At 69.6% G+C, this 24,559-nt stretch carries 26 protein-coding genes; 16 read left to right on the top strand and 10 right to left on the bottom strand.

All coding sequences use genetic code 11. The features are described 5' to 3' along the window. Nucleotides 1-96: 96 nt before the first annotated feature. The 3 genes from ACWEPG_RS20120 (at nt 97) to ACWEPG_RS20110 (ending at nt 2,045) form a co-directional block, all read left to right on the top strand. Entirely contained in the window at nt 97-858 is a 762-nt protein-coding gene (locus ACWEPG_RS20120) for a putative protein N(5)-glutamine methyltransferase (RefSeq protein ID WP_452595189.1), read from the top strand. An 81-nt stretch (nt 859-939) separates the two neighbouring features. Further along, nucleotides 940-1,404, top strand: coding sequence for a GNAT family N-acetyltransferase (locus ACWEPG_RS20115; RefSeq protein WP_450112676.1), 465 nt, complete (start codon nt 940-942; stop codon nt 1,402-1,404). A gap of 251 nt (nt 1,405-1,655) precedes the next feature. Further along, nucleotides 1,656-2,045 carry a VOC family protein gene (locus ACWEPG_RS20110; RefSeq protein ID WP_452595110.1) on the top strand — a complete coding sequence of 130 codons (390 nt, stop codon included), beginning with the start codon at nt 1,656-1,658 and terminating at the stop codon, nt 2,043-2,045. A gap of 81 nt (nt 2,046-2,126) precedes the next feature. Here ACWEPG_RS20110 and ACWEPG_RS20105 read toward each other — a convergent pair whose 3' ends face one another. Beyond that, the gene (locus ACWEPG_RS20105; RefSeq protein ID WP_452595188.1) at nt 2,127-3,377 is read right to left on the bottom strand and encodes an IS110 family transposase; all 1,251 of its coding nucleotides are present in this window, start codon (nt 3,375-3,377) and stop codon (nt 2,127-2,129) included. 834 nt (nt 3,378-4,211) lie between these two features. On the opposite strand from ACWEPG_RS20105, the gene ACWEPG_RS20100 reads away from it, so the two are divergent. Further along, the gene (locus ACWEPG_RS20100) at nt 4,212-4,817 is read left to right on the top strand and encodes a hypothetical protein (RefSeq protein WP_452595109.1); all 606 of its coding nucleotides are present in this window, start codon (nt 4,212-4,214) and stop codon (nt 4,815-4,817) included. Between the two features lie 32 nt (nt 4,818-4,849). Here the strand turns inward: ACWEPG_RS20100 and ACWEPG_RS20095 are convergent, their stop codons facing one another. After that, the gene (locus ACWEPG_RS20095) at nt 4,850-5,845 is read right to left on the bottom strand and encodes a DUF389 domain-containing protein (RefSeq protein WP_452595108.1); all 996 of its coding nucleotides are present in this window, start codon (nt 5,843-5,845) and stop codon (nt 4,850-4,852) included. A 269-nt stretch (nt 5,846-6,114) separates the two neighbouring features. Between ACWEPG_RS20095 and ACWEPG_RS20090 the strand changes: the two genes are divergently transcribed. The 3 genes from ACWEPG_RS20090 to ACWEPG_RS20080 all read left to right on the top strand — a co-directional run bounded on the left by ACWEPG_RS20090 (nt 6,115) and on the right by ACWEPG_RS20080 (nt 8,323). After that, nucleotides 6,115-6,402, top strand: a complete 288-nt coding sequence (locus tag ACWEPG_RS20090) for a hypothetical protein (RefSeq protein ID WP_452595107.1) — start codon at nt 6,115-6,117, stop codon at nt 6,400-6,402. 112 nt (nt 6,403-6,514) lie between these two features. After that, a complete protein-coding gene (locus tag ACWEPG_RS20085) occupies nt 6,515-6,823 on the top strand; it encodes a three-helix bundle dimerization domain-containing protein (RefSeq protein WP_452595106.1) in 309 nt (102 codons plus the stop codon). Nucleotides 6,824-6,976: 153 nt separating this feature from the next. Continuing rightward, nucleotides 6,977-8,323, top strand: a complete 1,347-nt coding sequence (locus ACWEPG_RS20080) for an APC family permease (protein WP_452595105.1) — start codon at nt 6,977-6,979, stop codon at nt 8,321-8,323. A gap of 40 nt (nt 8,324-8,363) precedes the next feature. Here ACWEPG_RS20080 and ACWEPG_RS20075 read toward each other — a convergent pair whose 3' ends face one another. Together ACWEPG_RS20075 and ACWEPG_RS20070 are read right to left on the bottom strand one after the other, a co-directional pair. Next, entirely contained in the window at nt 8,364-8,810 is a 447-nt protein-coding gene (locus tag ACWEPG_RS20075) for a hypothetical protein (protein ID WP_450112669.1), read from the bottom strand. Next, nucleotides 8,807-10,270, bottom strand: coding sequence for an APC family permease (locus ACWEPG_RS20070; RefSeq protein ID WP_450112668.1), 1,464 nt, complete (start codon nt 10,268-10,270; stop codon nt 8,807-8,809). The genes ACWEPG_RS20075 and ACWEPG_RS20070 overlap by 4 nt, the downstream gene beginning before the upstream one ends. 435 nt (nt 10,271-10,705) lie before the next feature. Here ACWEPG_RS20070 and ACWEPG_RS20065 point away from each other — a divergent pair, with 435 nt between their 5' ends. Next, nucleotides 10,706-11,194 (top strand): FBP domain-containing protein, encoded by a 489-nt coding sequence (locus ACWEPG_RS20065; protein ID WP_450112667.1) that lies wholly within the window; start codon nt 10,706-10,708, stop codon nt 11,192-11,194. A gap of 66 nt (nt 11,195-11,260) precedes the next feature. Here ACWEPG_RS20065 and ACWEPG_RS20060 read toward each other — a convergent pair whose 3' ends face one another. Further along, a complete protein-coding gene (locus tag ACWEPG_RS20060) occupies nt 11,261-11,824 on the bottom strand; it encodes an NAD(P)H-dependent oxidoreductase (RefSeq protein WP_450112666.1) in 564 nt (187 codons plus the stop codon). A 138-nt stretch (nt 11,825-11,962) separates the two neighbouring features. On the opposite strand from ACWEPG_RS20060, the gene ACWEPG_RS20055 reads away from it, so the two are divergent. Both ACWEPG_RS20055 and ACWEPG_RS20050 read left to right on the top strand, forming a co-directional pair. Continuing rightward, complete coding sequence (locus ACWEPG_RS20055; RefSeq protein ID WP_452595187.1) at nt 11,963-12,541, top strand: TetR/AcrR family transcriptional regulator; 579 nt, start codon at nt 11,963-11,965, stop codon at nt 12,539-12,541. A 36-nt stretch (nt 12,542-12,577) separates the two neighbouring features. Further along, a complete protein-coding gene (locus ACWEPG_RS20050) occupies nt 12,578-13,363 on the top strand; it encodes an META domain-containing protein (RefSeq protein ID WP_452595104.1) in 786 nt (261 codons plus the stop codon). Between the two features lie 18 nt (nt 13,364-13,381). Here the strand turns inward: ACWEPG_RS20050 and ACWEPG_RS20045 are convergent, their stop codons facing one another. Continuing rightward, entirely contained in the window at nt 13,382-13,936 is a 555-nt protein-coding gene (locus ACWEPG_RS20045; RefSeq protein WP_450112664.1) for a nucleosidase, read from the bottom strand. Nucleotides 13,937-14,012: 76 nt separating this feature from the next. Here ACWEPG_RS20045 and nadE point away from each other — a divergent pair, with 76 nt between their 5' ends. Together nadE and ACWEPG_RS20035 are read left to right on the top strand one after the other, a co-directional pair. Beyond that, nucleotides 14,013-14,852: an ammonia-dependent NAD(+) synthetase gene (gene nadE / locus ACWEPG_RS20040; protein WP_452595103.1), complete on the top strand. Its 840-nt coding sequence runs from the start codon at nt 14,013-14,015 to the stop codon at nt 14,850-14,852. A gap of 4 nt (nt 14,853-14,856) precedes the next feature. After that, nucleotides 14,857-15,624: an SDR family oxidoreductase gene (locus ACWEPG_RS20035; RefSeq protein WP_452595102.1), complete on the top strand. Its 768-nt coding sequence runs from the start codon at nt 14,857-14,859 to the stop codon at nt 15,622-15,624. Nucleotides 15,625-15,647: 23 nt separating this feature from the next. On the opposite strand, the gene ACWEPG_RS20030 is transcribed toward ACWEPG_RS20035, so the two are convergent. Together ACWEPG_RS20030 and moaA are read right to left on the bottom strand one after the other, a co-directional pair. Further along, nucleotides 15,648-15,902: a MoaD/ThiS family protein gene (locus tag ACWEPG_RS20030; protein ID WP_452595101.1), complete on the bottom strand. Its 255-nt coding sequence runs from the start codon at nt 15,900-15,902 to the stop codon at nt 15,648-15,650. After that, nucleotides 15,895-16,962 carry a GTP 3',8-cyclase MoaA gene (gene moaA, locus ACWEPG_RS20025; protein ID WP_452595100.1) on the bottom strand — a complete coding sequence of 356 codons (1,068 nt, stop codon included), beginning with the start codon at nt 16,960-16,962 and terminating at the stop codon, nt 15,895-15,897. Before moaA ends, ACWEPG_RS20030 begins: the two co-directional genes overlap by 8 nt. Before the next feature lie 101 nt (nt 16,963-17,063). Between moaA and ACWEPG_RS20020 the strand changes: the two genes are divergently transcribed. The 4 genes from ACWEPG_RS20020 to ACWEPG_RS20005 all read left to right on the top strand — a co-directional run bounded on the left by ACWEPG_RS20020 (nt 17,064) and on the right by ACWEPG_RS20005 (nt 21,532). Further along, complete coding sequence (locus ACWEPG_RS20020) at nt 17,064-18,248, top strand: molybdopterin molybdotransferase MoeA (RefSeq protein WP_452595099.1); 1,185 nt, start codon at nt 17,064-17,066, stop codon at nt 18,246-18,248. A 41-nt stretch (nt 18,249-18,289) separates the two neighbouring features. Beyond that, a complete protein-coding gene (gene moaCB, locus ACWEPG_RS20015) occupies nt 18,290-19,234 on the top strand; it encodes a bifunctional molybdenum cofactor biosynthesis protein MoaC/MoaB (protein ID WP_452595186.1) in 945 nt (314 codons plus the stop codon). Then, entirely contained in the window at nt 19,227-19,640 is a 414-nt protein-coding gene (locus ACWEPG_RS20010) for a molybdenum cofactor biosynthesis protein MoaE (RefSeq protein WP_450112852.1), read from the top strand. The genes moaCB and ACWEPG_RS20010 overlap by 8 nt, the downstream gene beginning before the upstream one ends. Nucleotides 19,641-19,987: 347 nt before the next feature. Further along, nucleotides 19,988-21,532: a DEAD/DEAH box helicase gene (locus tag ACWEPG_RS20005; RefSeq protein ID WP_452595098.1), complete on the top strand. Its 1,545-nt coding sequence runs from the start codon at nt 19,988-19,990 to the stop codon at nt 21,530-21,532. Between the two features lie 43 nt (nt 21,533-21,575). Here ACWEPG_RS20005 and ACWEPG_RS20000 read toward each other — a convergent pair whose 3' ends face one another. Both ACWEPG_RS20000 and ACWEPG_RS19995 read right to left on the bottom strand, forming a co-directional pair. Further along, a complete protein-coding gene (locus ACWEPG_RS20000) occupies nt 21,576-24,218 on the bottom strand; it encodes a LuxR C-terminal-related transcriptional regulator (RefSeq protein WP_452595097.1) in 2,643 nt (880 codons plus the stop codon). 25 nt (nt 24,219-24,243) lie between these two features. Beyond that, a complete protein-coding gene (locus ACWEPG_RS19995) occupies nt 24,244-24,453 on the bottom strand; it encodes a hypothetical protein (protein ID WP_450112656.1) in 210 nt (69 codons plus the stop codon). Nucleotides 24,454-24,559: the final 106 nt, after the last annotated feature.

The raw sequence follows: 24,559 nt of genomic DNA, 5'->3' as shown, positions 1-24,559 counted from the left end.
CGATGATGGGCGCCCGCAAGAGAGTCCCCAGTCGAGTGACAGTGAGGCCCGCCCACGACACCCCAGTCCCCCACCCCGGCCGATGTCGTCGCGACCCTGCGCGCCGCGGGGTGCGTGTTCGCCGAGGACGAGGCACGCCTGCTGTTCGACGCCGCGCGCGACAGCGAGCACCTGACGGCGATGGTCGACGACCGTGTGTCGGGGCGGCCGCTCGAGCAGATCCTCGGCTGGGCCGAGTTCTACGGCCTGCGGATCGTGCTCGAACCGGGCGTCTTCGTACCTCGTCGTCGCACCGAGTTCCTGGTGCGCGAGGCCGCCCCCCTGCTGGCTCCCAACGGTTCAGTGGTGGTGGACCTGTGCTGCGGGTCGGGGGCGGTGGCCGCGGCGCTCGCATCGACCTCCAGGCCGATCATCCTGCACGCCAGCGACATCGATCCCGCCGCGGTGCGGTGCACGCAGCGCAACATCGCACCCGCCGCGGTGCACCACGGGGACCTGTACGAGGCGCTGCCGACGAGCCTGCGCGGGCGCGTCGACCTGCTGGCCGTGAACGCACCCTATGTGCCGTCCGACGCCATCGCGACGATGCCCCCGGAGGCGCGGCTACACGAACCGCACACCGCCCTCGACGGCGGCGTCGACGGCGTCGAGATCCACCGACGGGTGGCCGCGGGCGCACCGGAATGGCTGGCACCGGGCGGGCACCTCCTGATCGAGACCAGTGAGCATCAGGCCGACCTGACCGCCGCCGCCTGCGCACAGGCCGGTCTCGCCCCACGGGTGACGCACTGCGCCGACTCGGGCGCAACCGTTGTCATCGCGCAGGCGCCCGCCGAGAACTCCCGACAACGCGCGTAGCCCGGATGCCGCGCCGGGTTCCGATCGTCCGCCGCAGGCACCGCGTCGAACCGGCGATGCGCGCCGCGAGATGATTCACGGGTGGAACCCCTGATCGAACGGGCAGACTTCGACGACGAGAGCCTCGCGGTCTTTCTGCAAGCTCACCTGGACGACATCGCTCCCACCGCACCGGCGTCGAGCCAACACGCACTGGATCCGACCGAACTCAGGCATCCGTCCATCCGGCTCTGGGTCGTCCGACACCGCGGCAGGGTCGCCGCCACCGGCGCTCTCGCCCGGCTCGGCGCGGGCCACGAGGAGCTCAAGAGCATGCGGACCGCACCCGAACTGCGTGGCCGGGGAATCGCGCGCCTGCTCCTCGGACACCTGATCACGGACGCCAGGGAGCGAGGCGTCGCCAGGATCTCGCTCGAGACCGGAACGATGGACTTCTTCGAGCCCGCCCGCCGCCTCTACGCCGCCGCCGGATTCGTCGAGTGCCCGCCGTTCGGCGACTATTCCGATGACCCGAACAGCACCTTCATGACCCTGCCCCTGCGATGAATCGTCGAGACCGGGACGCGACCGTCCGCGGGTCCGGTCCGATCGGGCGCCCCACGCCCATGCCGGACGGAGGGCCTCCGACTGACACGAAAATGAGGTGACCACGGCTGGTGACACCCTGCAAGCGTGCGCTATAGATCAGGGCTGGCGCTATCCTCACCCGGCGTTGACAAGCGTCTAACCCTGGCCGAGGCCGGGGAACCGAGCTCAAAAGCGCGATACCGCGCGAACCTGCTGGGTAGCGTGCAGGAATGGCCGTTGCCCAGTTGGGATCGATAACCCTGGACTGTGATGATCCGTCGGAACTCGCTGAGTTCTGGAGTGCCATGCTCGGCGGAACCATCACCGTCTCCAGCCAGAAGTTCGTCACCGTGAAGTCGCCGCGCGGAGTGCTGACTGCAATCCACGTGCCGGACCACCGACCTCCAACCTGGCCAGACAACGCTGTACCCAAACAGATCCACCTCGACCTCGTCGTGAACGACTTGGACATCGCGGAAGCCCAGTCAGTGAGCCTCGGAGCAAAGGTCTCGGCTCTGCAGCCAGCACCTGAACGATGCCGCGTGCTCGTCGACCCAGCAGGGCACCCCTTCTGCGTCTGCCTGCCAAGGGGTCCGCTCGCAGCAGACAATCCGAGATAGGCACGTCGGAAGCACAGAAGGAACGGTGGGGTCGACGCTTCCGACAGAGATCAGGGCAGGCGCTATTCTCACCCGGCGCTCTCACGGCGCGTCACTGACCTGCTCCGCGTCTTTCAACGTCACGGCGTAGCCGAGGGCCTCGAGTTGGCGCAGGGCATGGGCCTTGGTTCTGGCCGGAGTCAGTCCGGTGAAGTAGTCCGCGCCGGGATCACGGTAGAGATCACCGTTGGTGAGCATGTTCCAGGCGGCGATCAGCATCGCGTGCTCGATCGCGACGAGGGCTCGGGATCGACCCCGGCGAGCCGCGATGCGGCGGTACTTGGCGGAGAAGTAGGTGCCCTTCGATCGGGTCGCGGACATCGCCGCGATCCCCAGGGCGCCCTTGAGGTAGGCGTTGCCCGGCCTCGTCTTCGTCGACCGGACTCGCCCTGCGGATTCGTGCATCCCCGGACTGACACCGGCCCACGATGCGAGGTGCGCGGCGGAGGGGAACACCGTCATGTCGCCGCCGGTCTCGGCGACAAACACTTCGGCCACCGTGGTGCTGACACCGGGAATGCTGACCAGCAGTTCCTGGATCCCTCGGAAGGGTGCCATTGCCTGACGGATCCGTGCATCGAGGCGTTCGATGTCGCCGGTGATGGCATCGATCCGGTCGAGCAGCAGCCTGGTCATGAACTTGTGATGATCGGTGAACTCCCCGGTGAGGGCCTCGGTCAACGCCGGTATCTTCTTGCGCAGCTGCGCTTTCGACAGATCCGCCAGCACGGCGGGATCGGTTTCGCCGGTCGTCAGTGCTTCGAGGATCAGTCGTCCCGATACGCCGGTGATACTGGTCGCGACGGACGACAGCTTGATGCCGGCGTCTTCGAGGAGTTTCTCCAGGCGCAGGATCTCGCGGCTGCGCTCCCGGGTGACCATCGTCCTGGTGCGGGTCAGCACCCGCAACGCGCGGACCGGTCGCGGCGGCACGAACGATCCGCGCACCAGACCGTGTGCGCCGAGATCGGCCAGCCACGCGGCATCACAGACGTCGGTCTTGCGGCCGGGAACCGTCTTGACGGTCCGCGCATTGACCAGCAGCACCTCCAGGGATTCGTCGAGCAGGTAGTAGAACGGGCGCCAGTAGTCGCCGGTCGCCTCCATCACCACGGTGGTGACGTGCTGGTCTGCGAGGTGCTCGCGTAGGGCCAGGACCTGGCCGGTGGTGGCGCCCCATGTCGTCACCGTCGACGTCGCCCGTCTGCGCCCGTCGACGTGGAGTCGCACGCACACCTTGGCGTCCCGTTTGGAGATGTCGATTCCCGCGCACCGCGGATACACCACATCCATGGCCTTCGCCTCTCGTGGATTGGCCTGCCGCATCGACCTGACACTGGGGTGTGTTCCGCCGGAGGGCGGGATGAATACAGAAATCTGACACTCGTGCTCGATGGCAACAGTCCACGGTTCCCGTGGGGATGGAACAGGCCCTCCGCCGCCATGCTTATATGCAGGCTCACGGGCACCAAAGTCGGTCGGGGTCAAGACGAAACACACACCACCGGAGTGTCCTCGCATCCTGGTTCCAGCCCAAGCGGTGAGCACCGCGGAACCGGACGCCGCGGGCATTTTCCCTGTTCCCCCGGAGGTGCGAAGCGCCTGGCCAGCTTGTATGTCGGAGCGGCGTCGTGTCCGAACCGACGGGTCGTAGCGTGCCATGGGTGACCGTGGGGATGGCTCGGTGGATTCCTGCCACTCGTCCGGCCGGAGGGTTGGCTCCAAGACGGTTCCGTCCTCCCCTCGGTCTCCGTTCGCTGCCTGGCTCAACACAGGAACGCCACCCTTCCCGGGCGGCCGGAAGTCGGAACACCGATAACCCCGTCCACCTGCACGGAAGGCGCCCTCCACGGTGATCGTGATCGGTATCGACCCGCACAAAGTCCACCCACACCGCCACAGCAGTCGACCCGGCCACCAACCAGGAGTTCGGATCGGTGCGGATTCGATCGTCTTTCGACGACTACGCCCAGATCATCACCTGGTCCAAGGCCTGGCCGGACCGGATCTGGGCCGTGGAGTATGCATCCGGACTCGGTCACCTCACCCGGTGGCTGATCAGCCGCGGTGAGGCCGTGGTCGACATCCCGTCGACCGCGACCGCCCGGGTCCGGGAGCTTTCGCGTGGTGGCCGGCGCAAGAACGATCGCATCGTCCCCCACTTCGTGGGAGGTACCCCCAGCCGCCGCGGCGGCGTGTGTCGCGTTCAGTCAGGGTGATTTCCGGCCGGTCGCCCCGGAGTGCCACACCGATGTTCTGCGGATTCTCGACGAACGCCGGGTCGACCTGGTCAGACAGAACGGCCGGCTCGTCAACCAGCTCCATGCCCTGCTGCGTGAGCTGTTCCCGGGCGGGATGGACCGCGCCTTCGACACGGAGGACGCCGCCGCTCGGCTCAGGGCGTTCCTGCCCGAGACCACGGCGGATGCGATGCGCAAGAATGTCGCCCTCGACATCGTCGGGGACCTGCGCCGGGCCCGGTTCCAGATCGACGACATCACCGCCCGGATGAAGACCGAACTCGCCGCGTGCGGCACCAAGCTCACCGACAAGCAGCGCCACCGACTGTCCAGGTCCGGGGACCGCACACTGAACTCGGCGATTCACATCGTCGCCGTCACCCAGGCCAGGACACCGAGCAGCGACGGATATGCCCACCACCAACGGAAGATGGCCGAAGGCAAGACCTCCCGTGAGGCGATGCGATGTCTCAAACGACATGGCGCACCATGAGGGACGACCAGAGCGACAGACCAGCCACAGTCTTATCCCAATCCGCCTAGTTCTGGCTCTTGTGCTCGTCCACGCCGGGGATGGGGCGGACGGCGCTTCCGGAATATGACCGACACGCCTGTGCGACCGGCACGTTGCAACACCAGCAGCACAGCCACCCCAGCGAGCACGATGCCGATCAGATTGACACCAAGTTGCCCGAGCGAGCTCAGCACGACATTCCATTTCCCCGCGAACACCGCGACGACGGCCAATCCCGCAGCTGGCACTGTCGTTACCGAGATGAACACGCCCACCAGAACATTGGAGGCGTAGGTGACCAATGCGAGCATGCCTGCCGCCCCCGCCAGCAGCGCCACCACTAGTGAGAATGGCCCCACCTCGTAGATGAAGTCGAAGACGCGGGCGTTCTCGACATCACCGGTCCCGATCCAGCCGAGACGAATCCACAGCAGTGTGGCCAGCGCCGTGACCACCATCGCGACCGGAAACGAAATGGCCAGGGTGCGTGCCGAACTCCGTATGAGCCCGATGTCTCTGCGAACCAGACCAACCGAAAGCGCCGCCAGCGGTCGAAACTCGGGCCCAACCACCATCGCGCCAACCAGCGTAAGCGGAGAGGCCGTCGCCACACCTACCGCCGACAACAGGAATGCGATCGATAGAAAGACCAGGAATGTGGGCGTCAGTCGGGCCCCCTCGCGCACCTGACCGAGCAACTGGGCCCACACCACGGCTTCGTCGCGGCGTATAGGAGCCGAAGCTTCCGCCCGCTCCCCGGCGCGGGAAAGCATGGTCCCCGCCGGCTCCAACGAGATACCGCCCGTCCGTACCAGATCCACAGCGGCCAACGCCGCAATTACATCATTCGCGCAGGCACGCGCCACATCCGCCTCGATCACATCGCCGGGCGGGTCGATAGCGGCACTGAGCGCGAGCGTCACATGTGTGACGCCGGGTTCGGCGGCCAGCGTGCGCAGGACTTCTGCCGAGCGGCCGCTCGGCGAAATGACGCGCAGATGCAGCACAGCATTGCCCTTCCTGGCCGACGGTGTGTGACCGAGCGACGGCCAGTTCTCGCCAGCAATCGTAGCGGGGCCACCTGGCGACCTCGACTTCACGACCTGCGCCACATGGGAAGGGACAACCGGTGCGGGTCGACGCTTCCCTCGTCGACCCGCACCGAGATCACGCTGCCGGTGTTCGAACGCTCTTTGGGTTGGCAGCAGACACAGGAACCCTCTTCGCGCTGCTGCGCGTGTGCCGCGCGTACCGCGGCGGGGGTTACGCTGCGGCGGTGACCATTTCACTGTGCGTGCTGCTGTGGGCCCGTCCCGGCGAGGAGGAGGGGCTCGTCGCCTACGAGGATCGGGTGCTCGAACTCGTCGCCGAGCACGGCGGCCGGGTGCTGCAGCGCGCCCGGACCGACGGCACCGACGACCAACCGCTCGAGATCCAGCTGTTCACGTTTGCATCCCAGGCGGCGCTGAACGGATACATGAACGACGAACGCAGGCTCGCGCTCGCCGGCGAACGAGACCGGGTCGTGGCGCGGACAGAGATAATGCGGGTCACGCTCACCTGACGCCGGCCACGGACCCCGCTTCTACACCTGCCCTGGAGAAACGCTCAGATGTGACTTCTCTGTTGCCATCTCGTGCCTTGACCCGGTCACTCCACGCGCCGACCATCAGACAATGGGTGATGACGAGGCAAAGCAGATCGACCACGTCATCGAGCGCCTGATCACCCGGCACCCGTCCTTCAGTCCTGCGGACGTCGAGGCCGTCGTGCGCCGCATTCACGCACGATTCACCGACAGCAGGATTCGTGACTTCATTCCGCTCCTCGTCGAGAAGGCGGCCCGCCGCGAGTTCGAGACCGGGCCGCCCGTGGTGATGGCATCGATTGTGGTGGCGCCGACGTCGGATCCGCCGCCCAGACCGATGACTGCCGTGCCCGTCACCGGCACGGTGTCACTCCCACCGACGGCGCAGGCCGTCTGAGCCCGCCGGCCTGCCGCGGACCCTCGGTACCAATCCTTCCGTCGCCGAATACGGCTCGTCCTTGCTGAATCTCGACACCGCTGAATCTCGACACCGCTGAATCTCGACACCGAAACCGCCCCGCGACGATCGAGAACGAGGACCATGAAAGACATGGACAGCACGGTCCCCGGCGCGCCCGGCGGAAGTGACGGCGGGGCCCATCGCGCCGCCGACCACGGGAGCGGTGAATCGACGAAGGCGATGACGGTGCGAGGCGCCGCGTTCCTCGGCGTCGGTTCGATGGTCGGGGCCGGCATCTTCGCGCTCCTCGGCGAGGCCGGCGCCGTGGCCGGTTCGGCGGTGTGGGTCTCGTTCCTCGTCGCGGGGATCGTGGCCACACTGCAGGGCTATGCGGTGGCGAAGCTCGGTTCGCGGTATCCGTCCCGCGGTGGCATCGTGACGTTCCTGCTCCAGGCATACGGCCGCGGGCACACCACCGCCATCGCGTCGTGGTTGCTCTACTTCGCGGCCGTCATCGTCACCGCCATGGTCGCCGTGTCGTTCGGCAGTTACGGTGCCGCGCTGTTCTTCGACGACTCGCCGGTGTGGAGCAGGATTCTCACCGGCGCCGTGGTTGTGGCCGTGGCGGCGGTCAACATCGTCGGCACGACGCTGATCGATCGGGTCCAGACCGCGATCGTGGTGGTACTCCTGACCGCGTTCGCGGTCTTCGTCGTCGTCACCCTGGCGCAGATCGAGCCCGATCTGCTCGCGCGCTCGACCTATCCCCCGGTGGTCGACATCATCTCGAGCGTGGCGCTGACGTTCTTCGCCTATCTCGGCTTCACCGTGGTCAGCTTCACCGGCGGGGACCTCCCGGATCCGAGCCGCAACCTTCCGCGCGCGATGTACCTGGCGCTGGGCATCACCATTGCCCTCTACATCCTGATCTCGGTCGGGGTCTTCGGCACGCTGACGGTGGACGAGGTGATCGCCAACGGCGACACCGCCCTTGCCGTTGCCGCCAAGCCGACACTCGGGGACGCCGGCTTCGCGATCATGGCGTTCGCGGCGTTGCTGGCCACCTCGTCGTCCGCGAACGCGAACCTCTACGCGGCTGTCGGTTCGACCGCGAAGCTGGCGGAATCCGGCTCGTTCCCACCGGTGTTCGGCAGGCGCGCCAGAATCGGTGGCACCGGTGGGCTGACCATCTCGGCCACACTGATCCTGCTCCTCGCCCTGTTCGTCGACCTCACCGCGATCGCCTCGCTCGGCAGCGTTGTCGCCTTGGCGATTTTCCTGGTGACCTCGATCGGCGCGTTTCGGCTGAGGAAGGAGATCCGGGCCCGCACCTCGGTCCTCGTCGCCGGCATCGTGTTGACCGCCATCGTGCTCGCCGTGTTCGCGGTGCAAACCCTGCGGACCGCTCCGGGGACGTTCGCCGGGATGCTGGCCATCCTGGCATTGGCCGTCGTCCTCGAGTTGAGCTGGAGCCGAGTACGCGCCCGCCGCGCATGACCGCACCACACGGGTCGACTCGGGCGTCGCGACGCGGGTCCTACTTCGCCGCCACGCGTGCGGTCTTCAGATCGTCGACGTAGTGCTGGAAGTCCGCGAGCTCGTCCGGACAATAGGTTTTGATCACCAGGAGTTGCCCCTGCAGCAGCCGACTGTCGGCAATGATCGGCCGGGTTCCCGGCCCGCCCGAACCGTTGGCGAGCTGTGCCGCCAGGTTGGCACGAGAAAGCGATTCGTTCGGGTGGTCACACACCGCACCACCGTCGTCTCCGAGAACCCGCACAATCTGCTCGTGTGAAGGTGCCGTCAGGCCCGCCGCCTGCAGTTCGGCGGTGAGCTGGTCGGCCTTCTCCTCCGCCTGCGGTGACGACTCGGAGGCGCCGTACGCCAGCAGGGCGACCACGAGCCCCACGAGGAAGATGAGGCCGACCGAAATGTAGAGCGCGACTCGCTCTCGGGGTGGCGAGGAGTTGGTGCCGGTGGTCATGACGGGCTCCCTTCCGGCGACTCGGCTTGCCTCCAGGAGGGTTTGCGCAGGCGGTAGAACAGGAACGGCACCAGCAGGCCTAGACCCAGGGCGCCTGCGGCGACAATCAGGAAGTACACCCCCGCGTTGCCGCCACCGAACTGCGAGGGTGGGACGAATCCGATGAGCAGGGCGGCCAGCGATGCCGCGAACCCGACGCCGCAGAGCCCGACGAGCATCGGCGCCCGGTACCCGCGCGGGTGGTCGGGGAACTTGCGGCGCAGACGGACGGCGGCGACGAACATCAGCAGGTACATGATCAGGTACACCTGGGTGGTGATCACCGAGAAGATCCAGTACGCGCTCGACACGTCGGGGATGAACGCGTACAGCAGCGCGATCACCGTGGTGACAAGTCCCTGCGTGACGAGGATGTTCTGTTGCACCCCCCGCTTGTTGACTCGCTGGAGGAACGGCGGAAGGTAGCCCTCCTGCCTGGAGATGAGCAGCAGACCCTTCGACGGGCCGGCCAGCCAGGTGAGCATGCCTCCGAGGGAGGCCGTCACCAGCATGACCCCGATCACCGGAGTGAGCCACTGCCAACCGAATTGGGCGAACACCGCGTCGAACGCCTGCATCACGCCGGCGGTCAGGGACAGCTGCTCGGCCGGGACCACCCAGCTGATGGCGAGTGCGGGCAGGATGAATATCAGCAGCACCAGCGCCATCGCGAAGAACATCGCCCGGGGAAACTGTTTGGCCGGGTTTCGCAGCGACGAGACGTGCACCGCGTTCATCTCCATCCCGGAGTACGACAGGAAATTGTTCACGATCAGGACCAGGCTGGCGATTCCCGCCCAGGCGGGCAGGAGGTTGTCGGCGGTCATCGGGGCCGCCGACGGGTTGCCCTGTCCGAGGAAGACGATGCCGAGGACGACCAGAAGGGCCCCGGGGACGAGGGTTCCGATGATCAGCCCACCGCTGGCCAGCCCGGCGACGCCCTGGGTACCGCGGGAAGAGATGAACACACCCGCCCAGTAGGCAACCATGATGACCAACGCGGTCCACACGCCGTTGCTCGCCAGACTCGGGTTGATGACATAGGCGAGGGTGCTCGCGACGTATCCGAGCAGGCTCGGGTAGTAGAAGATGGTCATCGCGAACTGGCACCACACCGCCAGAAAGCCCATGGGCTTGGAAATTCCGAGGGCGACCCAGTTGTAGACGCCGCCGCTCCAACCCGACGCCAGTTCGGCCGAGACCAGCGACGTCGGCAGCAGGAAGACGATCGCGGGAATCACGTACAGGAACACGCAGGCGAGCCCGTACACCGCCATGGTCGGCGACGGCCGCAGGCTGGCAACCGAGCTGGTGGTCATCAGGGCCAGGGCGATCCAGGAAATCCACGCCGCGGCGGGCGGCCTGCCACCGGTGGTGGCCGACTCCGGAGGAACGTCCGAAGGAACCCGTGTGTCACTCATCGCGACCGCCCCGGTTCACGATCGTGCTCCCGACCTCGGGGCAGGAGTACGGGAGCCGAGCGATCCCTGCCGAAAACTCCGGGTGGCGGCTGGGGCGGGAATTGTCGAAATCGGTGCCGGTCACTGTCTTGACCTCTCCACTGACGACAACAGCGACATACGTCAAACGGGCTGCGCCACCCCGCGGAGCGGCGAAACACCCCAGTTCAGCCTTCCCATTTTCCCACCCGAGATCTGCCAACTCGGCGTGTTTCCAATCGCGACCAGGTTTCGATCAGGAGACGGTCCTAGCTGTGGGCCACTGGCACGCGCCGCTGACACCGGTCGCTCGGTCCGCCCTCGGCCGCGGACGCGAAAACCCGTTGCCCGTCCCCGCCCGCAGTCGTAGCGTCGGTGGGGACTGCACCCGTTCGATCGAAGGAACCGTTTTCCGTCATGCTGCCCGTCACCGAGGCCGACATCCGGGCGTCGTTCGTCAACTGCTCGAAGGGCGACGCCAAGCGCCTGTCCGTTCCGAAGGATCTCGCCGGACGTCCCTGGGAGGACCTGGATTTTCTCGGCTGGAGCGACCCGACCCTGCGGGGGCGCTGTTACATCGTGGTCCCCCGGGACGACGAGCTGGACGGGGTCGCGTTCCGCTACGAAACCGGCGGAACCGGCAAGGCCCAGATGTGCGCGATCTGCAAGACCACGCACACCGGTGGCGGCGTCTCGCTGATGACCGCGCAGAAGGCAGGCGAGTCCGGCCGGCGGGGCAACACCATCGGCATCTACATGTGCACCGACCTCGCGTGCTCGCTGTACGCGCGGAACAAGCGGCGGCCATCGGCCGGCAACCGGTACCGCGAGACCCTGACGCTCGACGAGAAGGTGCAGCGCGTCCGCGACAACATCACCTCGTTCGTCGCGGGCCTGCAGAACTGACCCCCGGATGCACCCGGGCCCGGGCGGTGCGTGTTGCACCGCCCGGGCCCGGGTGACCGACGGGTGTCAGGCGTTGACGAGTTCGCCCGCGGCCGCGACGAGGCCGGAGACGACGGCGGCGACCTGTCCGGCGACCTCGGCGTTCTCGCTGGGGTGCTTGTCACCGAACTTGTCGATGGTGCCGCCGATGGAGATGGAGGCGTCCTCCAGGACGGAGCCGCCGGCGATCTTGACGGCCTTGCGGGTGTCCTCGTGGGCCCACTGCGCGGCGTTGCCGGACGGCGAGGCGCTGATGACGGCGACCGGCTTGTCCTTGACGGCACCGGCGCCGTAGGGGCGGGAGATCCAGTCGATGGCGTTCTTCAGCACGGCCGGGATTGTGCCGTTGTACTCCGGGGTGACGAGCAGCAGGGCGTCGGCCTCACCGGCAGCAGCACGCAGCGCCTCGACGGCGGCGGGGGCGCCGGCGGCGTCGAGGTCCTCGTTGTAGAACGGCACGTCGCCCAGGCCCTCGTAGATCGTCACCTCGGCACCCTCGGGGGCACCCTTGACGGCGGTCTCGGCGAGCTGGCGGTTGACGGACGCGGCGCGGAGGCTGCCGACGAGGGCGAGAACACGGGTCTGAGACATGGGGGCAAATCCTTCACAGGGATACGTCGGGCTGGGTTCGTGGGCTGGTTCGATCCAGTACGCCAACCTTAACCGGACCACGGTCCGGTTGTATTCCCGGCGGGGTAGCATCGCGACGTGCAATCCACTCCCGTCCCGATGGCGCAGCCGCACGAGGCCGAGCGCTGCGACGCCGCCCGCAACCGGGTGTTGTTGCTGGACGCGGCCGCATTGCTCGTCGCCGAACGCGGTGCCGACGCCGTCACCATGGACGCCGTCGCCGCCCGGGCCGGTGTGGGGAAGGGCACAGTGTTCCGCCGGTTCGGCAGCCGGTCCGGGCTGATGCACGCCCTGCTCGACCACACCGAGACCGAACTCCAGCAGGCGTTCATGTTCGGTCCCCCGCCGCTCGGCCCCGGCGCGGAACCCCTCGACCGGCTCATCGCCTTCGGCCGGGCCCGTCTGTCCATGGTCGAGGTCCAGGGCGACGTGTTGCGCGCCGTCGAGACCTCCCCCGAACTGCGCTTCGGGGGACCGGCCCGGCACGTGAGCCTGACGCATGTGGCCACCCTGCTCCGCCAGGCGGGAACCACAGGCGACGTGCCGCTGCTGGCGCACAGCCTGCTCGCGCCGCTCGAAGCCTCGCTGGTCCTGCACCTGATCCGCGACCTGGGCATGTCGATCGACCGCATCGCCGACGCCTGGGAGGACCTGGCGCGCCGGGTTACGTCGACCTGAGCCGAATCGGCGGATTCGGACACTACCCTGCAGGCCATGCGCACCCTTCGAATCGTGGGCCTCGTGGCGCTGGCCGCCGCCGCCCTCTCCGCCTGCTCGAACTCCAGTTCCGCGTCCCCGGCGTCGCCGCAGGCCGACCTGCTCGGCCGCACGTTCGTCTCGACCACGGTCGTGGGCACCCAGATTCCCGGGGGCGGACCACTGACCGTGTCGTTCGCGGCACCGGACCGGCTGGCCGGGACCGCAGGCTGCAACCGCGCCACCGGGACCGCCGACTTCTCGGGCGGCCGGATCACCACCGGCCCGCTGGCCACCACGATGATGGCCTGCGTCGGCGAGCGCGGCGCCTCCGACGCGTGGCTGGCGGACTTCTTCGCCGCGAGCCCGGAGTGGGACGTCGACGGCGACACCCTGCACCTGCGTACCGACGCGTCGGCCGTCACCCTGCTCGACAAGAAGGTCGCGCAGCCGGACCGGCCGCTGACCGGCACCACGTGGGTCGTCGACTCGACGATCAGCCCGACGGCGATCACGTCCTCGCGGGCGATCGAGGAGTCGTCGCCGATACTGCAGATCGCGGAGGACGGCACCGTCACCGGGTCGACCGGATGCAACGCGATGACGGGCAGCGCGCAGGTCGCCGGTGACACCGTGACGTTCGGTCCGCTGGGCACCACCCGCATGATGTGTCCCCCGGAGGTCATGGAGGTCGAGCAGGCCGTCCTCACCGCGCTCGACGGCACCACCACCGTGACGATCGACTCGGACCGGATGCGTCTGATGAACACCAACGGCCACGGACTCGGCCTGCACGCCCGGTAGCCGCGCCGGCTCGCCGACTCAGTAGTGGTCGGCGAGCCAGGCGCCGAGGATCCGGGCGCTGGCGTCCACCCGAGCCGGCCAGTCCATCGCCGACTCGTCGGCCTGGTCGCTGACGTGCTTGACGAGCCGGCACGGCGCGCCCATCCGGGTGCAGGCGGCCGCGACCGCGAAGCCCTCCATGTCGACCAGGTCGGCGCGCTGCGACAACTCGTCGCGCAGCACCGGGTCGGACACGAACACGTCCCCGGTTGCGAGCACCGACCCGTCCCCGTTCTCCAACGAAATCCGTTCCTGCGCCGGATAGCCCAGCGACCGCAGCACCTCGGCGCTGAGGTCGTGGTTGAGGACCTCGGATGGCACGTAGAGTCCGGCGTGGTGTCCGTGCAGCGCGCCCGCGGTGCCGATGTTGACGACCGTCGGCCGGGCGCCGGCCGAGTGCAGAGCGAGCGCCTCGGTGACCGCGATCGCCGCGTCCACCTTCCCGATGCCGGTGACGAGCACCTCGAACCGGGACGGGACGTGGGCGGCCTCGGCGAGGGTGGCGGAGACGACGAGGACTGGGAGATCGATCACCCGGGGAACAGTAGCCTTCGCACAAGGGCGGGCCCTTACTTGCGCACAGCGGCGGCCCCTTTACTAGAGTCACCGCATGGCCACACTGCGTGCTCGAATCCTGGAGGAGCTCGGCGCGAAGCCGACGATCGACCCCGCCGCCGAGGTGCGGGAGCGGCTCGATTTCCTCAAGGCGTACCTGCGATCGACGCCCGCGAAGGGCTTCGTGCTCGGCATCAGCGGCGGCCAGGACAGCACCCTGGCCGGCCGGCTGTGCCAGCTCGCCGCCGAGGAGTTGCGCGCCGAAGGCCACGACGCCGAATTCGTCGCCGTCCGACTGCCGTACGGGGTACAGGCCGACGAGCACGACGCACAGATCGCGCTGAAGTTCATCCAGCCGGACCGGTCGATCACCGTGAACATCAAGCCGGGTGCCGACGCAGCGGCCACCGAGAGCGCCGCAGGCCTCGCCGAGGTCCTCGGGCACATCGGCGAACTGCGGGACTACGTGCGCGGCAACGTCAAGGCCCGCGAACGGATGGTCGTCCAGTACGCGATCGCCGGCGAGCTCGGACACCTGGTGGTCGGCACCGACCACGCCGCCGAGGCGATCACCGGCTTCTTCACCAAGTACGGCGACGGCGGCGTCGACGTCACCCCGCTCACCGGCCTGTCGAAGCGTCAGGGTGCGGCGCTGCTGCAGCACCTCGGCGCGCCGGAGACCAGTTGGCGGAAGGTGCCCACGGCCGATCTCGAGGACGACCGGCCTGCGCTGCCGGACGAGGAGGCGCTGGGCCTGCGGTACAGCGAGATCGACGACTACCTCGAGGGCCGCACCGTCACCCCGCGGGTGGCCGAGAAGCTCGAGACGATGTACCTCAACACGCGGCACAAGCGGAACGTGCCGGTCTCCCCGCTCGACGACTGGTGGAAGTGACGAAATGAGCACCGTGCTGGTCGCGGGCGGCACCGGGACCGCGGGTTCGGCGGCGGTCGCGGAGCTCGCCGCCCGTGGCCACGCCGTGCGGGTGCTCAGCCGCCACGCGCCTGCCGATCTGCCCGCCGGCGCGCGGCACACACCCGGCGACCTGATGACCGGTGCGGGCCTGGCCGAGGCGCTGACCGGGGTCGACGTGCTCGTCAGCGCCGTCGACGGACGCACCAAGGCCACCCGGCCGGTGTTCACCGACGGCGCCCGCACGCTGATCGCCGCGGCCCGGGACGCCGGGGTGCGGCGGGTGGTGCTGCTGTCCATCGTCGGCGTCGACCGGTTGTCGTTCTCCTACTACGAGGCGCTGGCGGAGCAGGAACGAATCCACGCGGCGTCCGGGCTGGACACCACGATCGTGCGGTGCACCCAGTTCCACACCCTGCTGCGCGCGGTGTTCGCGACCACCGCGCGGTTCGGGGTGCTGCCCGCGGTGCGTGGGGCACGATTCCAGCCGATCGCACCCGCCGAGGTGGGGCGGGCGCTCGCCGACGCCGCGCTCGCCGAGACGCCCGCCGACCGGGTCGAGGCCGGCGGACCCGAGGTGGCGTCGATGCGGGAGCTCGCGCGGACCTGGAAGCGGGTCACCGGCTCACGCGCGGTGGTACTGCAGCTGCCGATCCCGGGCGCGCCCGGCCGCTTCCTCCGGGAGGGCCGCAACCTGACACCGGAAAACCGCTACGGCACGATCACTTTCGAGCGCTGGCTGGCCGAGAATTAGGGCGGGTCCGCGGGAGACGCACCCTATCCGCCCGCGAACGGCGGCAGCACGTCCACCTGGGTGCCCGCCGCGGCGCCGAGGTCGCGGGTCAGCTCGTCGCCCTGAAGGAACGCCGCCACACCCAGCACCCGCTCCATCGCCGCACCGTGCCGGTCGACGAGCGCGGCCCGCAGGTGGCCGAGGGTCGCGCCGGCGGCGAGCGGAAGCTCCTCCTGCGCACATCCCGCGGCGTCCGCTGCCGCCGCGAAGTACCGCACCGTCACCGTCATCTCAGCCACCGATCGCCCCCATGCTCCGCTGCGGCGGCTCGAAGCCCGCCGCGTTGATGCCGTGCCCGGCCCATTTGTTCCACATCGCGCCGCGCCACAACCCGGCGAGCTCTTCGTCGGTCGCCCCGGACCGCATGGCGTCCCGCAGGTCGATCTCGGTGTCGCTGAACAGACACGACCGCACGGTGCCCTCGGCGGTGAGCCGGGTGCGGTCACAGTCGGCGCAGAAGTTGCGGGTGACCGAGGCGATGATCCCGACCGTCGCGGGCCCGCCGTCGACGAGCCATTCCTCCGCCGGCGCGGACGGGTCCTCGCGCCCGGCCTCGGTGAGGTCGAACCGCTCGCCGAGCACGTCCAGCAGGTGCCGCGCATCCACCATCGCCGACCGCGCCCACGCGTGGTCGGCATCGAGCGGCATCTCCTCGATGAACCGCAGATGCGCACCCTCGTCCAGACACCACTGCAGCAGATCTGCTGCACCGCCGAGCGTTTCGGGCATCAGCACCGCGTTGATCTTCAGCGGCGCCAGCCCGGCGCGGCCCGCGGCGCGGATCCCCGCCAGCACCGAGGGCAACCGGTCACGCCGGGTCAGTTCCGCGAAGTGGGCACGGTCGACGGTGTCGAGGGAGATGTTGACCCGGGTCAGCCCGGCGTCGGCGAGCGCCGCCGCCCGATGCTCCAGGCCGACACCGTTGGTGGTCATCGACAGCGGCGTGCCCGGCACGGCGCGGGCGCAGCCGCCGATGATGTCCTCGAGGTCGCGGCGCATCAGCGGCTCGCCGCCGGTGAACCGCACCTCCCGCACCCCCAGATCGCGGACCGCGATCCGGACGAGACGCACGATCTGGTCGGCCGAGAGCAACCGGCTCTGCGGGATCACCGGCAGCCCCTCCGCAGGCATGCAGTACGTGCAGCGCAACGAGCACTTCTCGGTGATGGACACGCGCAGGTCGCGGGCGACGCGGCCGAACCGGTCCACCAGTTCCGGAATGTCCGGTCGGTCCGTGCTGTCCGACCCGGTTCGCACGCGCGGCAACCCGATCTCAACCGGCCTGGCGGTCGCAGTCATCGGGTCGTCACCTCTGTCACGTCACCAGTATGACCACTGGTCGCCACAATGCACCCGGTGCGGGCATGCTTAGGATTGGTCGCCGAGCCGCAGGGAGGGCCATGACCAGCAGATCCGTGGACGAGCACGCACACCGGGTGCGACTGCTGCTCGACCGCGCCCTGACATCCGCCACCGAACACGTTCCGGTGCGCGACGCGCTCGGGCGGGTGCTCGGCGCCGATCTCCACGCGCCGATCGACCTGCCACTGTTCCGGAACTCGCAGATGGACGGCTTCGCGGTCGCCGCGCAGTCGGTCCGGGAGACCCCCGTCACGCTGCCGATCGCGGCGACGGTCGCGGCCGGCGATCCGGGGGTGGACCGGCTCACGCCCGGTTCCGCGGTGAAGATCATGACCGGAGCCCCGCTCCCCGACGGCGCCGACTGCGTGGTCCCGGTCGAGGACACCGACGCCGACGGCGACCGGGTCTGCATCCTGGTGCCCCGGCGTGCCGGTGAGTTCGTCCGCGACCGCGGCAGCGACGTCCGCACCGGCGACCTGTTGCTCTCCGCCGGTGTGGAACTGACCGCCCGGCACCTGGCCATGCTCGCCGCCGTCGGCCTGGCGGAGGTACCGGTGCGCAGGCGTCCGCGGTTCGCGGTGATCGCGACGGGTGCCGAGCTTGTGCCCGCGGGAACCCCGCTGGGAGCGGGTCAGATCCACGACTCGAACTCGATCGCCCTGGCCGCGAGCGTGGTCGCGAACGGCGGCGACGCGACGTACGTGGACCGCAGCACCGACAGTCCGGACCAGTTCCGGGAGATCCTCGGCCGGGCAGTCGAACTCGCGGACGTCGTGCTGACGTCGGGCGGTGTGTCGATGGGCGACTTCGAGGTGGTGCGCGAGGTGCTCACCCCGCTCGGCGGCTGGTTCGGGCACGTGGCGATGCAGCCGGGCGGCCCGCAGGGGCTGACCGAGGTGGACGGCGTCCCGGTGCTGAGCTTCCCCGGCAACCCGGTCAGCACCCTGGTCTCGTTCGAGGTGTTCGCCCGGGCGGAACTGCGCCGTGCGGCCGGGCTCGCACCTCTGCCCGCGGACCACGCCAAGCTCACCGGCCCGGTGAAATCGCCTCCGGGCAAACGGCAGTTCCTGCGCGGCCGCCGGGTTCCCGACGGCGTGACACTGGAGTCGGGGCCGGGCTCACACCTGGTCGCGGCTCTGGCCAGGGCCGATGTACTTCTCGACATTCCGGAGGACGTGACGACGATGCAGGCGGGAGACGACGTGCGGGTGTGGGAGCTGTGAGCGGAGACCTCACTCACCTCGACGGTGAGGGCCGGGCCCGGATGGTCGACGTCGGCGGAAAGGCGGTGACCACCCGGATCGCGGTCGCCGCGGGCGAATTGCAGACCACCGCCCAGGTGATCGCGCTGGTGCGGGCCGACGACATGCCCAAGGCCGACGTGCTGGCCACTGCCCGCATCGCCGGGATCGCCGGGGCGAAGCGGACCTCCGAACTGATCCCCCTCTGCCACCAGATCTCGCTGTCGTCGGTGAAGGTCGAGTTCGGATTCACCGACACCACCATCACCATCGAGGCGCGGGCCAAGACCACCGGGCAGACCGGGGTCGAGATGGAGGCGCTGACCGCGGTCGCGGTGGCCGGGTTGACGCTGCACGACATGGTCAAGGCCGTCGACCCCGCGGCGGTGCTGAACGGGGTGCGGCTGCTGACCAAGTCCGGCGGCAAGCGCGGCAACTGGGTGCGCGACCGGGTTGCCGAGGTCTCGGAACCGGAGGCCGCCTCCCCCGGAGCGCGGTCCGCGGTTGTCCTGGTCGCGTCCACCGGCGGCGCCGCCGGCACCCGGGAGGACACCACCGGACCGGTGCTGGTGTCCTGGCTGGACAGTCTGGGCTTCTCGGTTCGCGGACCGCTGGTGTACGCGGACGCCGACATCGCCGCGGGATTCGCCGAGGCCCTCACCGGCGGCCCGGCCCTGGTTGTGAGCACCGGCGGCACCGGTGCCTCCCCCACCGACCGCACCCCGGAGGCGACCGCTGCCGTCCTCGACCGCGAACTGCCCGGGGTTGCGGAGGCCATGCGCCGCAAGGGAACCGAGAAGACCGTGCACGCCTCGCTGAGCCGTGGCCTGGTCGGGCTGTCCGGCCGGACCGTGGTGGTGAACCTCCCCGGTTCGCCGGGCGGGGTGCGGGACGGAATCGCCGTGCTGGAGCCGATTCTCGATCACCTGCTGGCGCAGGTGTCCGGTGGAGGGATGCATGATGCGTGACCTGCTGGCGGCCGTCTCGGCCGAACCGATCGACCCCGCCGCGGTGGACGCCGCGGTCGCCGGGCCCGAACACGGCGCGGTGGTCCTGTTCACCGGTGTCGTGCGCAACCACGATGGCGGGCAGTCGGTTTCCGCGCTCGAGTACTCGGCGCACCCCGACGCCGAGAAGTTCCTGCGCCGCTGCTGCGAGCAGGTGTCCGCGGAGTCCGGCCTTCCGGTCGCCGCCGTCCACCGCGTCGGACCACTGACAGTCGGGGACCTCGCGCTGGTCGCCGCCGTGGCGGCCCCGCACCGCGCCGAGGCCTTCGCCGCCTGCGCCCTGCTCGTCGAGCGGATCAAGTCCGAGGTGCCGATCTGGAAGCGGCAGCACTTCGCCGATGGCGTCACCGAGTGGGTGGGGCTGTAACCGGCTCGTCGGCGACCGTCACCGACCACGCCTGCAAGCCGGGCTGCACCAGTCGCGCCCACCCCGGTGACCGTCGGGCACCGGGGTGGGCGCCGGCCTCCCACCCGGTGTGACCCGGGCAACGGCGGCGTACCTGGGCGGTCGGCTATGCTGGTCCCACTCGGCGCGAGCTTCACGGCGCCAGCCGTCGTGGAACGGTTTTCACGTGCCCAGCACGAACTCTTCTTACGGCGATCGATTTTGCCCACCGGCAATCTCGCCACACTTGTGCTGCTCTTGCGCGTGGATCTTCGGGTTCTTTCGTGCTGCGCGGTGCAACCCGATGCCCGAAAGGCACTCGACAACCCATGACCGCGTCCTTCGCCGAACTCGGCGTGCCCGCTCCCCTCGTGACGGCGCTCGCCGCCAACGGGATCACCGCCCCCTTCCCCATCCAGGTCGACACCCTCCCCGACACCCTCACCGGCCGCGACGTGCTCGGCCGCGGCAAGACCGGCAGCGGCAAGACCCTCGCGTTCTCGATCCCGATGGTCGCGCGACTGTCCGGCGATCTCGCCGGCAGGCGTCGCCCGAACCAGCCGCGCGGGCTGATCCTCGCGCCGACCCGCGAACTGGCCACGCAGATCACCGCCACCCTGCAGCCACTCGTCGACGCCGCCGGCCTGAAGGTCACCACGATCTTCGGTGGCGTCTCCCAGCACCGTCAGGTCAAGGCGCTCGAGTCCGGCGTCGACATCGTCGTCGCCTGCCCGGGACGCCTCGAGGACCTGATGAAGCAGCGACTGGTGTTCCTCGACACCGTCTCGATCACCGTGCTCGACGAGGCCGACCACATGGCAGATCTCGGCTTCCTGCCGGGCGTGACCCGGATCCTCAAGTCCACGCCGGATTCCGGTCAGCGCCTGCTGTTCTCGGCCACCCTCGACAACGGCGTCGACATCCTGGTCAAGAAGTTCCTGCACAACCAGGTGCTGCACTCCGTCGACGAGGCCAACTCCCCCGTCGCCGCGATGACCCATCACGTCTTCGACGTCTCCGGTGCCGCAGACAAGAAGGATCTCGTGCACAAGCTCGCGTCCGGTACCGGTCGCCGAATCCTGTTCATGCGCACCAAGCATCAGGCCCGCAAGCTCGCCAAGCAGCTCACCGAGGCCGGTATCCCGTCGGTGGATCTGCACGGCAACCTGTCCCAGAACGCCCGCGACCGGAACCTGGCTGCATTCTCGTCCGGTGAGGCCCGGGTGCTCGTGGCCACCGACGTCGCCGCGCGCGGTGTGCACGTCGATGACGTCGAGCTGGTCGTGCACGTCGACCCGCCCGCCGAGCACAAGGCGTACCTCCACCGTTCGGGTCGCACCGCCCGCGCCGGCAGCGCCGGCGACGTGGTCACCGTCGTACTGCCCGAGCAGCGCAAGGATCTCGTGCAGTTGATGCGCAAGGCCAAGATCACCGTCACGCCGCAGCAGGTGACCGCCAACTCCCCCGCCGTCACCGAACTCGTCGGCGAGATCGCGCCGCACGTCGTGCCGGCCCCGAAGCCGACGACGCAGCCTTCCGGTCAGGGCGGCGGTCGCCGCAGCGGAGGCCAGCGCGGCGGCGGACAGCGGCGCGGCACCACCGAGGCCGGCACCCGGGGTTCCGGTCGCGGTCAGGGTGAGGGCCGCGGAGGCGCGCAGGGCCGGGGACGCGGCGGCCAGGGCGCAGCGGCCGGAAACCGCGGCGGCTCGGACACTTCCGGCACGCGCGGCCGTCGCGGCGGCGGCGGTGGCCGCGGCCAGGGGGCGGCCGGACAGCGGTCGACCACCGTCTACAGCAGCGAGACGCCGCGTTCCGGCGGCGCCGATCAGGGCGGCGGCAGCAACCAGCGTCGCCGGCGCGCCACCCGGCCCTGACACGATGACCGGTGATCGGTCCGTCCCTGTCGGGGCGGACCGATCACCCGGCCGAGGACTCGGTGCCCTGCAGGACGGACGCCAGCTCGCCGCGGGTGGCGACACCGGCCTTCTGCGCCGCGCGGTACAGGTGGCCCTCGATCGTCCGGACCGACAGGGTGAGTTTCTCGGCGATCTCCCGATTCGTCATGCCGCGCGCCACCAGGGTGACGATCTCGCGCTGCCGCGAAGTCAGCGGGACCGGCTGCGCCGCGGCACGCAGAGCCGGGGTGTCGGCCCGTCCGCAGGCATCGGCGAGACGGCGGGCGGTGGCCAGCGCCGTCAGGGCCGAGCCACGTCGTCCCCGCCGGGCATACAGCGCCGCTGCCTGTGCGGACGAGTCGGCGGCGGCCAGCAGGTCGCCGGCCGACTCGTAGCGCGCGGACACGTCCGTCAGCGCATCCGGATCGTGCCGCGCGAACGCGGCGGCCCAGCCGGCCGCGAGAGCCACCCGTGGCCCCTCCACGATCCGTTCGAGTTCCGCCAGCCGCGAGTCACCACCGGGGTCCCCGAACTGGGTCGCGGTCTGCAGCAGCAGCACTTCCTGAGCCACCCTGCCGGCCCGGCGCGCGTCGTCGGCGGCGTCACGAACGATGGTTCGTGCCGCACCGACCTCACCGCCCGCGGCCGCCACCCATGCCCGCGCGAGCGCCATCATCGGCCGCCAGGTGGCGAAATCGGTTCCCCAGAAACCGGGAACCGTTCGATACGCGTCGCCGGCGGCGGCGGCGTGCCCGCGCATCCCCTCGACCATCGCGAGACCGAGGAAGCCGTGCACCTGGACGCTGGTGGTCCGCGCACCATCGATCCTGGTCGGTGCCGTTTGCGATTCGGCGCGCGCCACCGCCTCACGGAAGTGCCCGGCAGCCTCGTTCAGTCGGCCTGCGTGAAGCCTGACCATGCCGAGTGCGCTGGACACGATCGCGGTGGCGTGCCCGGGATGGTCGAGCAGGTGGTCGAGCAACCCGTCGGCGACCCGGAACGCCTCGGCGTGCCTGCCGGACAGCGACAACCCGAACGACTCGAGAAGTCCGAGTCCGAACCGCAGGTTCGACGCATCGAACGCCCGGTCGGCGAGAAGGTATCCCTCACGAGCAACGTTCGCCAGCTCCGCGATCCGACCCAGGTCCGTGAGTGCGATGACACGCGCCCACACCGCCATCATCGTCAACAGCCCCGACCGCGGCGGGCTGCTCAGCACACCGCGGGCGATCTGCTCCGCCAGCTGCGGGCGACCGAGACCCGCGGCCGTCGATGCGATCAGCGCCAGGTGACCGACGCGGGCGTCGTCGTCGGGCAGATCGGATTCCGCCTCCGACAGCAGACGAGCGGCTTCCTCAGGGCGGCCGAGCACCCACAGCATGTTGGCCACCCTCAGCGCGGTGATCTGCCAGCGTTCCGCCGGACCGGCTGCCGAACGAAAGAGCAGCGCCGCAACGGTTTCCGCGGCAGGACCGTACTCCAGGGTCCCCAGCGCCAGACAGTGCAGGAGCCGTGCGCTGCGGCCCGCCCCGCCGCCGAGCGCGGCGCGCACGAGCCGCTCGGCCAGGAACGGATCCGTCAGCGCGAACGCCGCCTCCGCGGCCTGTTCGAGAAGGACCCGGTCGGGCTCGAGATCCGACTCGACGAGCAGTGTCGCCCGCCGTACCAGGTTTCGAGGCCCGCCCGGTTCGTCCGCGAGTACGACGGCGATCCGTCCACGCAGCCGCGCCAGTGCCAGCGATCCGGCGCGCGCCCGGCGCACGTCACCGAACAGCGGATGGGCGAGGCGCGCGGTCTTCCGGTCGGCGGTGACGGTGATCAGCTCGCAGGTCTGCGCCCGACAGACCGCCTCGGCGCCGCACACCCGGTTGAGGACGGCGACACCGAGCGGTTCGGCGACGGCCAGGCAGTCCAGCACCGTGCCCACCGGCGGCGCGAGCTGACCCATTCGAGCATCGATGAGATCGATCAGACCCGCAGTGGCCACGGGGGTACCGGACCAGATCCACACACCTTCGACCTCGGCCAGGCGGCCGGTCCTCAACTCGTCGGCGACGAGTTGGCGCAGGTACAGCGGATTGCCTCTGGTCAGCTCCCACATCACCTGTCCGCTGCTGGCGTCGAGGTGACCACCGAGCACCGTCTCGAGCAGCGACCTCGTCTCGATCGCGGACAGTGGCTGCAGTTCGAGGCGATCGAGCTGGGGTCCCCGCCACAGTGCGCTGATCGCGTCGGGACAGCGCTCACCGGTGCGGAACGTGAGCACCACAGTCGCCAGGCCCCGCACCGCGACCTGGTGCACGACATGCGCCGACAGCTCGTCCAGCAGATGCGCGTCGTCGACGACCAGCAGCGTCGGGGGCGAGCGGTCGGTCCCGCCGGCGATCGCGTCGATGACCGAACGGATCCGCCCCTGCGGGGTGTCCCCCACGATGTCGATGTCGGTGAACACTCCGAGCGGCAAGGTCCGCGCGGACGCCGTGGCCCGCAGCCACCGAACCCGGGTCCCCCGGGGCACCGTTGCCGCCGCGTCCGTCGCCAGGCGGGTCTTCCCGACACCCGCCGCGCCTGCGATCGCGACACCACGGGTACCTGGAGCGTGGAACGTGTCGCTGATCAGCCCGAGTTCCTCGGTGCGTCCGGTCAGCGGCCAGGCGCTGAACATGCCCGGTATCATACCGCCCAGTCTGTCACCGACTCCACGATCCTTCGCCGTTCTCACTGGTCAGCAGCGCGGCGAGCTTGGCTCTGGCGAGCCGCATGAAGGTCGGGAAGGCCCACGCGTCGACCCCCACCCGACGGGCGATCGCCGGGGCGTCGACACCGGCGTCCGACAACCGCAACGCGAGCGCGTACGGTTCCGGCAGCATCGCCAGTGCCCGCGCGCGGTCGACGGCCATCGGAACTGCCGTCCGATCAGCCGAGCGTGCGGTCGGGACGAGCCCGGAGGCGGGTGCGCATCGTTCTCCCCCTTCGTCACGGCGGTCACCCATGCCGGCGACCACT

The organism is Rhodococcus sp. NPDC004095 (assembly GCF_053604015.1).
The sequence above is the reverse complement of the archived record's forward strand: the minus strand, read 5'-3'. Positions and strand labels throughout refer to the sequence as shown.

Bases quoted from the DNA above. Each gene is read 5' to 3' on its own strand.
- ACWEPG_RS20110 (WP_452595110.1), top strand. From the start codon at position 1,656: ATGGCCGTTGCCCAGTTGGGATCGATAACCCTGGACTGTGATGATCCG.
- ACWEPG_RS20105 (WP_452595188.1), bottom strand. From the start codon at position 3,377: ATGGATGTGGTGTATCCGCGGTGCGCGGGAATCGACATCTCCAAACGG.
- ACWEPG_RS20085 (WP_452595106.1), top strand. From the start codon at position 6,515: ATGGGTGATGACGAGGCAAAGCAGATCGACCACGTCATCGAGCGCCTG.
- ACWEPG_RS20080 (WP_452595105.1), top strand. From the start codon at position 6,977: ATGGACAGCACGGTCCCCGGCGCGCCCGGCGGAAGTGACGGCGGGGCC.
- ACWEPG_RS20075 (WP_450112669.1), bottom strand. From the start codon at position 8,810: ATGACCACCGGCACCAACTCCTCGCCACCCCGAGAGCGAGTCGCGCTC.
- ACWEPG_RS20070 (WP_450112668.1), bottom strand. From the start codon at position 10,270: ATGAGTGACACACGGGTTCCTTCGGACGTTCCTCCGGAGTCGGCCACC.
- ACWEPG_RS20065 (WP_450112667.1), top strand. From the start codon at position 10,706: ATGCTGCCCGTCACCGAGGCCGACATCCGGGCGTCGTTCGTCAACTGC.
- ACWEPG_RS20060 (WP_450112666.1), bottom strand. From the start codon at position 11,824: ATGTCTCAGACCCGTGTTCTCGCCCTCGTCGGCAGCCTCCGCGCCGCG.
- ACWEPG_RS20055 (WP_452595187.1), top strand. From the start codon at position 11,963: ATGGCGCAGCCGCACGAGGCCGAGCGCTGCGACGCCGCCCGCAACCGG.
- ACWEPG_RS20050 (WP_452595104.1), top strand. From the start codon at position 12,578: ATGCGCACCCTTCGAATCGTGGGCCTCGTGGCGCTGGCCGCCGCCGCC.
- nadE (WP_452595103.1), top strand. From the start codon at position 14,013: ATGGCCACACTGCGTGCTCGAATCCTGGAGGAGCTCGGCGCGAAGCCG.
- ACWEPG_RS20035 (WP_452595102.1), top strand. From the start codon at position 14,857: ATGAGCACCGTGCTGGTCGCGGGCGGCACCGGGACCGCGGGTTCGGCG.
- moaA (WP_452595100.1), bottom strand. From the start codon at position 16,962: ATGACTGCGACCGCCAGGCCGGTTGAGATCGGGTTGCCGCGCGTGCGA.
- ACWEPG_RS20020 (WP_452595099.1), top strand. From the start codon at position 17,064: ATGACCAGCAGATCCGTGGACGAGCACGCACACCGGGTGCGACTGCTG.
- moaCB (WP_452595186.1), top strand. From the start codon at position 18,290: ATGGTCGACGTCGGCGGAAAGGCGGTGACCACCCGGATCGCGGTCGCC.
- ACWEPG_RS20010 (WP_450112852.1), top strand. From the start codon at position 19,227: ATGCGTGACCTGCTGGCGGCCGTCTCGGCCGAACCGATCGACCCCGCC.
- ACWEPG_RS20005 (WP_452595098.1), top strand. From the start codon at position 19,988: ATGACCGCGTCCTTCGCCGAACTCGGCGTGCCCGCTCCCCTCGTGACG.
- ACWEPG_RS20000 (WP_452595097.1), bottom strand. From the start codon at position 24,218: ATGTTCAGCGCCTGGCCGCTGACCGGACGCACCGAGGAACTCGGGCTG.
- ACWEPG_RS19995 (WP_450112656.1), bottom strand. From the start codon at position 24,453: ATGGCCGTCGACCGCGCGCGGGCACTGGCGATGCTGCCGGAACCGTAC.